Origin of the sequence: uncultured Anaerotruncus sp., from assembly GCF_902490045.1 — a bacterium.
Lineage (GTDB): Bacteria > Bacillota > Clostridia > Oscillospirales > Ruminococcaceae > Anaerotruncus.
On record NZ_CABUCJ010000119.1, the window covers coordinates 1 to 7,019 of the forward strand.

At 64.8% G+C, this 7,019-nt stretch carries 7 protein-coding genes; 6 read left to right on the top strand and 1 reads right to left on the bottom strand.

Translation table 11 applies throughout. The features are described from left to right. Positions 1-239: 239 nt before the first annotated feature. The 4 genes from RDM88_RS10750 to RDM88_RS10765 all read left to right on the top strand — a co-directional run bounded on the left by RDM88_RS10750 (position 240) and on the right by RDM88_RS10765 (position 3,361). Positions 240-767: a CarD family transcriptional regulator gene (locus RDM88_RS10750; RefSeq protein ID WP_308754840.1), complete on the top strand. Its 528-nt coding sequence runs from the start codon at positions 240-242 to the stop codon at positions 765-767. A 243-nt stretch (positions 768-1,010) separates the two neighbouring features. Beyond that, positions 1,011-1,712: a purine-nucleoside phosphorylase gene (gene deoD / locus RDM88_RS10755; protein ID WP_308754841.1), complete on the top strand. Its 702-nt coding sequence runs from the start codon at positions 1,011-1,013 to the stop codon at positions 1,710-1,712. A gap of 51 nt (positions 1,713-1,763) precedes the next feature. Then, positions 1,764-2,501 (top strand): nitroreductase family protein, encoded by a 738-nt coding sequence (locus tag RDM88_RS10760; RefSeq protein WP_308754842.1) that lies wholly within the window; start codon positions 1,764-1,766, stop codon positions 2,499-2,501. Beyond that, positions 2,498-3,361 carry a pentapeptide repeat-containing protein gene (locus RDM88_RS10765; protein ID WP_308754843.1) on the top strand — a complete coding sequence of 288 codons (864 nt, stop codon included), beginning with the start codon at positions 2,498-2,500 and terminating at the stop codon, positions 3,359-3,361. Before RDM88_RS10760 ends, RDM88_RS10765 begins: the two co-directional genes overlap by 4 nt. 33 nt (positions 3,362-3,394) lie before the next feature. Here RDM88_RS10765 and RDM88_RS10770 read toward each other — a convergent pair whose 3' ends face one another. Next, positions 3,395-4,234: a MerR family transcriptional regulator gene (locus RDM88_RS10770; RefSeq protein WP_308754844.1), complete on the bottom strand. Its 840-nt coding sequence runs from the start codon at positions 4,232-4,234 to the stop codon at positions 3,395-3,397. 83 nt (positions 4,235-4,317) lie between these two features. Here RDM88_RS10770 and RDM88_RS10775 point away from each other — a divergent pair, with 83 nt between their 5' ends. Both RDM88_RS10775 and RDM88_RS10780 read left to right on the top strand, forming a co-directional pair. Beyond that, the gene (locus tag RDM88_RS10775) at positions 4,318-5,646 is read left to right on the top strand and encodes an MATE family efflux transporter (RefSeq protein WP_308754845.1); all 1,329 of its coding nucleotides are present in this window, start codon (positions 4,318-4,320) and stop codon (positions 5,644-5,646) included. A gap of 184 nt (positions 5,647-5,830) precedes the next feature. Beyond that, complete coding sequence (locus RDM88_RS10780; protein WP_308754846.1) at positions 5,831-6,982, top strand: hypothetical protein; 1,152 nt, start codon at positions 5,831-5,833, stop codon at positions 6,980-6,982. Positions 6,983-7,019 lie beyond the last annotated feature (37 nt).

Here is a 7,019-nt window from a genome sequence, read left to right on the forward strand (position 1 = left end):
CCCGCCGCTCACGCGGCGGGATTTTTCGCGCGCAGGGGACGCCGGGAAAGGAGGTTCCCGCGCAAAAAAATTTTCTGCTTACATCGCGGCGGCTTTTTGTGGTAAAATATAGATGTAAAACGCGGTCCCGGCGGGCGGAGGTTCAGCCGCCCGGCTGCCCGGGACGGACGCGAGAGAACTGCGAAGAATGAGTACGGCGGCTTCCGCCCCCGGGCGGGAGACCTCGGAGGGAGTCGGGAATGTATCAGGTTGGAGATTTGGTCTTTTACGGGGGAACGGGCGTCTGCGAGGTGGCGGACATCGCCATGCAGAAGGTGCCGGGCGCTGCGGGGGAGCAGCCCTACTACACGATGCGGCCGCTCTACCAGGAGTGCGTCATCCGCACCCCGGTGAACGGCAACAAGGTGTTTATGCGGCCGATCCTCACCAAAAAGGAGGCGGAGGCGCTGATCGACAGCATCCCCACCGTCCGGGCGAAGGCCTATTACAGCCGGGCGCTGGGGGAGCTGTCCGAGCACTACGCGAGCTCCCTCAAAACCTACGACAGCGCGGACCTGGTCGAGCTGACCATGTCGATCTACGCAAAAAAGCAGGAGGTGGAGGGCCAGCGCCACAAGATCGGCACGGTGGACGAACGGTTCATGAAGCGCGCCGAGGAACTGCTCTTCGGGGAACTGGCGGCCGCGCTCGGCATCCCCCGGGAGGAGGTGCCGCGCTTTATCGAAGCGCGGCTGGAACGCCTCAGAGAGGACGGCGCGGATGCGTAAAAGAAAAGAGCGGGGGCCGGTCGTAAAACCGGCCCCCGCTCTTTGCCGTCAGCCGGGGAATCCCCGCGGCCGGAGAAGCGATACCGCCTTTTGATTCCGACGATCGAACCGGCTCCGGAATTTGACGTGCCCGCGCGCCTGCTTACCGGTTGAAAAGGACGTGCGGGTAACGTATAATGGGGACAGGCAATGGGAAGGATTTCCCGGGAACGGACGAATCACCAAGATAAAGGAGGCAGTCAAATGAGTATCCACATCGGAGCCAGGCCGGGCGAGATCGCCGACAAGGTGCTGATGCCGGGCGACCCGCTGCGGGCGAAGCACATCGCGGAGACCTTTTTGGAGGGCGCGGCCTGCTATACCCAGGTGCGCGGGATGTACGGGTTCACCGGCACCTACAAGGGCAAGCGCGTCTCGGTGCAGGGCAGCGGCATGGGGATGCCGTCGATGCACATCTACGCCAGCGAGCTCATGCAGGAGTACGGCGCCAAACGGATCATCCGCGTCGGCACCTGCGGCGGCCTGCGGGCGGAGCTCAGGCTCAAGGACGTCGTGATCGCGTCCGCGGCCTCCACCGATTCCAACATCAACAAATGCCGGTTCGGGCCGATCTCCTTCGCGCCGTCGGCGGACTTTGAGCTGCTGATGAGCGCCTACCAGACGGCGGGGGAGAAGAGGATGCGCGCCACCGTCGGGCCGATCTTCACGAGCGACCGCTTTTACTCCGACGACCTGTCCGAAAAGACGAAGATGCTCGCGGACTACGGCATCCTCGCGGTCGAGATGGAGACCTGCGAGCTCTATACGCTGGCCGCGAAGCACCACATCCAGGCGCTCACCCTGCTGACGGTGAGCGACAACGTCGTCACCGACGAGATTACCTCCCCGGAGGAGCGGCAGACGAGCTTCAACGACATGGTCGAGCTGGCGCTCGAAATCATCTGAACCGGACGGGATGCGGCGAAAGCCGCATCCCATCTGTGGGAAAGGAGCCCCATGAACGAGATCATAGAAAGCCTGCTTTCGCGCAGGTCGGTCCGCGTCTTTGAGGAACGGGAGGTTTCCCCGGCGGAGAAGGAGGCCGTCCTGCTCGCCGCGGTCAACGCCCCCACGGCGGGCAACCAGCAGCTGTATACGATCCTCGACGTCACCGACCCGGAAATCAAGGCGCGGCTGGCCGAGAGCTGCGACCACCAGCCGTTTATCGCGAAGGCCCCGCTCGTGCTGATCTTCTGCGCCGACTGCCAGAAATGGTACGACGCCTTCCTGTCGGGCGGATGCGCCCCGCGCCTGCCGGGCGCGGGGGACCTGCTGCTCGCGGTGGACGACAGCCTCATCGCGGCGCAGAACGCCGTGACCGCGGCGTGGAGCCTCGGCATCGGCTCCTGCTACATCGGGGACGTGATGGAGCGCTGCGAGGAGCACCGGGCGCTGCTCGGCCTGCCGGACTACGTCTTCCCGGCGGCAATGGTGGTGTTCGGCCGCCCGACCGCGGGGCAGCGGGCCCGCAAAAAACCGGAACGGTGCGCGCTGGAGCACATCGTGCACGAGAACCGCTACCGCCGGATGGGGACGGACGAGCTGCGGGAGATGTTCGCCCCCAAATCGGGCGCGGACGGCTATGAGGCGTGGCTCGCGGCCTTCTGCGGGCGCAAGTACAATTCGGATTTCTCCCGCGAGATGACCCGTTCGGTGGAGGCCTACCTCGCGGCCTTTCGCCGCGGGGAGCCGTGAAGCGTCCCCGCGCCGGGACGCCCCGTCCCGCCCTGCACGGCCCCTCGGCCTGCCGCGCGCTGGAGCGGACGCTCGCGGCTGACTGCGGCGCTTGCTGCGGGCTCTGCTGCGTCGCCCTCTATTTTGCGGCGGGCGAGGGCTTCCCGGCCGACAAGCCCGCCGGGAAGCCCTGCGAATACCTCACGGCGGAGGATCGCTGCGCCGTCCACGACAGCCTTGGCCCGCGCGGACTGCACGGCTGCGCCGCTTACGACTGCTTCGGCGCGGGCCAGTATGTGACGCGGGAGGTTTACGGCGGGCGCGGCTGGCGGAGCCCGGAGATCGACGCCGGGGAGATGTTCGGCGCTTTTTTGACGGTGCAGCGGCTCCACCAGATGCTCTGGTACCTCGCCGAGGCGGCCGCGCTGGAGCCCGCCGCGCCGCTCCGCGCGGAGACGGGCGCGCGCGTCGCGGAACTGCTCGAGCTGCTGCGCCTGCCCGCGCCGAAGCTGGCGGCGCTCGACGCCGCCCCCTGCAAGCGGCGGGTCAACGTCCTGCTGCACCGGGTGTGGGAGGAGGTGCGGCGGGCGGCCGGCGGCCCGGACGCCCGTCCCGGGGGCGGCTTTGCGGGAAAGGACCTGCGGGGCGCGCGGCTCACGGGCCGGGATTTCGGCATGGCGGTGCTGATCGCCGCCGACCTGCGGGGCTGCCGCCTCTACGGGACCAACCTGATCGGCGCGGATTTGCGTGGCGCCGACCTGCGTGACGCGGACCTGCGCGAGTGCGTCTTTCTGACACAGGGGCAGTTGGGAGCCGCCCGGGGAAATGGAGGCACCCTCCTGCCCGAACGGCTGACGCGGCCCGCCGGGTGGGAACAATAAAGCGGAAATGGCCGGGGCGGCGCCTCCGGCCATTTATCGTCCTGCCTCTCCCGCGTCCTCCAGGCGGATGGAGATCTGAAGGACGTAATTTTCATACCCGCTGACCGACAGTTCGTCGAGCAGCACGTCCTCGAAGAAGCTGCCCGCCGGGATGAGCCCGTGCTCCCGCGCATACCGGAGAAGGCGCCGGTAGGTTTCGGGCGCGGAGTCATAGCCGCCGATGTGGCGGGCGGAGAGGTAGCTGCCCGCCTGCCTGACGTAGACGGGCAGGTCCCTGGGCGGCGTATCCAGCTGGGTGTAGAAGTGGGAGTAGTGGGTGAAATCCCCCCGCTCGACCTCCGAAAGCCCGATCATCGAGCCGATCGCGTAGGGGCTGACGATCCCATGCCCGTCGCAGAAGCGGACGTGCTCGGCCAGCGACAGGGCGATGCTGCGCTCGCTCGTGAGGGGAGGGACCTGGGTGCGCACGAGGTATTTTTCGGGAAACGGGCGGACGCACGGACCCTCCGGACAGGGTGCGAGCGCGCTTTTGGTGAGCTCCGCCTTCCTGCGGATGAGCTCCTTCATCCGTCGCAGGCGGCGGATTTTTTCGTCGAGCAGGCGCGCCTCCCCCTGAAGCAGGCGGACCAGCTCCTCCGGGCTGCGCCGGTCGAGGTAGGCCTTGATCTCCCGCAGCGGGATGTCGAGCTCCTTGAGGGTGGAGATCACGTAGAAAACGTCGATCTGCGCCATCGAATAGTAGCGGTAGCCATTTTCCGCCTTGACGGCGGGGGAGAAGACGCCCAGCTCGTCGTAGTGGAAGAGGGTGTGCTTGGTCACGCCGCACAGCCGCGCGAACTCCCCCGTCGTAAGGTACTGCGGATTCTTTCCCATTTATAAAATCCCCCTTGACTATCGGGTTACCCGATGGTTTATTATAGTCCGCAGTGACTTTTTTTACAACAGGAGGTATTTTCATGCATCCCGCAATCTCCAGGGAATTCCACTTTGGGTCCCTGCTGCTGTTCGCGCTGCCCACCGTGATCATGATGATTTTCATGTCGATGTACAGCATCGTGGATGGAATCTTTGTCTCCCGGTTCATCGGCACCGACGCGCTCTCCGCCACAAATATCGTTTATCCGGCCCTCAACCTCGTGCTGGCGGTCGCCATCATGCTCTCCACTGGCGGCAGCGCGGTCGTCGCGCGCAAGCTGGGGGAGGGCGACCTGAAGGGCGCGCGGGAGAGCTTTGCCCTCGTCGTCGTGGCGGGCGCCGCGGCGGGCGTGGCAATCAGCGTTCTGGGCCTTGCGTTCCTCGAACCGCTCTGTTCGATGCTCGGCGCGAACGGCCGCCTGATGGCCGACTGCAAGGCGTATCTGGGCACGCTGCTGCTCTTCGTGCCCGCGTCGGTGCTGCAAATCCTCTTCCAGAGCTTTTTCGTCACGGCGGGGCGGCCCGGCCTCGGGCTCGGGCTGACGGTTGCGGCGGGGATTTCCAACGCGGCGCTCGACTACCTGCTCATCGTGCCCGCCGGGATGGGGATTACGGGCGCGGCGGCGGCTACCGCCATCGGCTGGTGCATCCCCGCTTTCGCGGGGGTCGCCTACTTCCTCTTTTCCAAAAATCTGCTGCGCTTCGCCCGCCCGAAGCTCGACTGGCGGGTGCTCGGGGAGAGCTGCTTCAACGGCTCCTCCGAGATGGTGACCAACATCTCCACCGGCGTGACCACCTTCCTCTTCAACATCCTCATGCTGCGCTACCTCGGGGAGGACGGGGTGGCCGCGATCACCATCGTGCTTTACGCGCAGTTTTTGCTGACCGCGCTTTACCTCGGCTTTTCGATGGGGGTCGCGCCGGTCGTCAGCTTCAACTATGGGAGCGGGAATACCCGCCGGCTCAAGCGGCTCTTCAAAATCTGCGCCGTGTTCATCGGCGGTTCGTCCGCGGTCGTCTTCGGGATTTCCCTGCTGCTGGCGGGGCCTCTCGTGGGGGTCTTTTCCCCGCCCGGCACGGCGGTCTATGAGATCGGGCGGGAAGGCTTCCTGCTCTTTTCCCTGAGCTTTCTCTTCGCAGGGGTCAATATCTTTGCCTCCGCGTTTTTCACCGCGCTTTCCAACGGGCGGGTTTCCGCCGCCATCTCCTTCCTGCGCACCTTCGGGTTCCTGATCGTTGCGCTGCTCCTGCTGCCCAAGGCGATCGGCGTGGCGGGAATCTGGCTGGCGGTCCCCTTTGCGGAGCTGGCCGCCGCGGGGGTCGCCGCCCTCTTCCTCCGGCGCAACCGCGCGGTCTACCGGTACCTGTAGGCCGCGCCCGTCCCGGCCCGCCGGGGAAGACGCCTTTCGCCCGGCTGACGAATTTTGACAAAACACAGATCGGACACAGATTATAATTGAACTGGAAACATTTCCATAGTATAATAGATACAGAATCCCGCGGCGGGCGGGAAAAACCCAAACAACCAACGTCAACAGAAAAGGGGACAAGATGATGAAACAGCTCGGCAAGAAGTTTACCGCGGTCCTGCTGGCCGCCATGATGGTGCTGAGCCTCGCCGTGATGGCGAGCGCCGCGACCACCCAGACCGCCAGCACCAATTACAGCGTCACCGTACAGGCGGACAAGATTCTCTTCACGCGTAACGGCGCCTCGGCCTCCTATCCGATCAAAACCGCCAACATCAAGCTGACCACCCACAAGGACGGCGACCTGCTCGTCTGCTTTACCGATTCGACCGGCAAAGCCCGCAATATAACGGTCGGCAAACAGACCTCCCTGACGCTCAGCGGCCCGATGGCCTCCCTGACGCTCGCCAAGGAGCTCAATGACGGCGTGGCCGTGACCCTCGGCGCGACCGGAAACGTCACCACGATGACGGTCGACACCCCGAACCCGGTCGCGATCAACGGCAAGGTCGGCACCCTCAAGGTGACCGCGGCCGCCAACATCACGCTGGCCAAGGGCGCGGCGGTCACCAAGAAGGACGTCACCTCCAGGACCGCGAAGATCACCACCTCTGCGAACGCCGCCGTGACGGCTGCTCCGACCGCGGCTGCGGCTCCCGCGACGAAACCCGCCGCGACCAAGCCCGCCTCCTCCTCCACCGCCTCCACCGGCACGAAGGGCGACTACCGCGTCAAGATCAATTCGATCTACTGGGACGAGGATGAGGCGACCCTCGGCGACATCCTCGACGAGCTCAACGACAACCTCGAGGTCTATGACTACACCACCCGCACCTACCTCGCGGGCGACGCCAAGTGGACCACCTCCAACAACCGCTCGGTCCAGGACGGCAAGAGCTACACCTTCACCTTCACGCCTGACGACAAGTCCTACGCGTCGGTCGACGGCTCGGTGAAAATCTACCTCGACAGTGCCTCCGGCGATATTGAGCTCGTGCTGAAAAAGGACGTCCTCTATGCCAAGGACGAAGACGTCAAGCTGAAATCGCTTCTCAGCGACCTCAAAAAGATCGTCAAGGCCTACGACGACAACGGCGACGAAGTCAAGGGCACCGTTAAATGGGTCAGCAACGACAGCAACACCATTGATGACGGCCGTGAATACAAGTTTAAATTTGTCCCGAGCAACAGCCGGTATGATTCCGAAGAGGGAACCATTACCGTGGAGATCGGTTAATCTGTAATCTGTATTGAAAAGAGGCGGGTCCCGGATG

Excerpts from the sequence above, each read along its gene's own strand:
- RDM88_RS10750 (WP_308754840.1), top strand. The coding sequence starts at position 240 with ATGTATCAGGTTGGAGATTTGGTCTTTTACGGGGGAACGGGCGTCTGC.
- deoD (WP_308754841.1), top strand. The coding sequence starts at position 1,011 with ATGAGTATCCACATCGGAGCCAGGCCGGGCGAGATCGCCGACAAGGTG.
- RDM88_RS10760 (WP_308754842.1), top strand. The coding sequence starts at position 1,764 with ATGAACGAGATCATAGAAAGCCTGCTTTCGCGCAGGTCGGTCCGCGTC.
- RDM88_RS10770 (WP_308754844.1), bottom strand. The coding sequence starts at position 4,234 with ATGGGAAAGAATCCGCAGTACCTTACGACGGGGGAGTTCGCGCGGCTG.
- RDM88_RS10775 (WP_308754845.1), top strand. The coding sequence starts at position 4,318 with ATGCATCCCGCAATCTCCAGGGAATTCCACTTTGGGTCCCTGCTGCTG.
- RDM88_RS10780 (WP_308754846.1), top strand. The coding sequence starts at position 5,831 with ATGAAACAGCTCGGCAAGAAGTTTACCGCGGTCCTGCTGGCCGCCATG.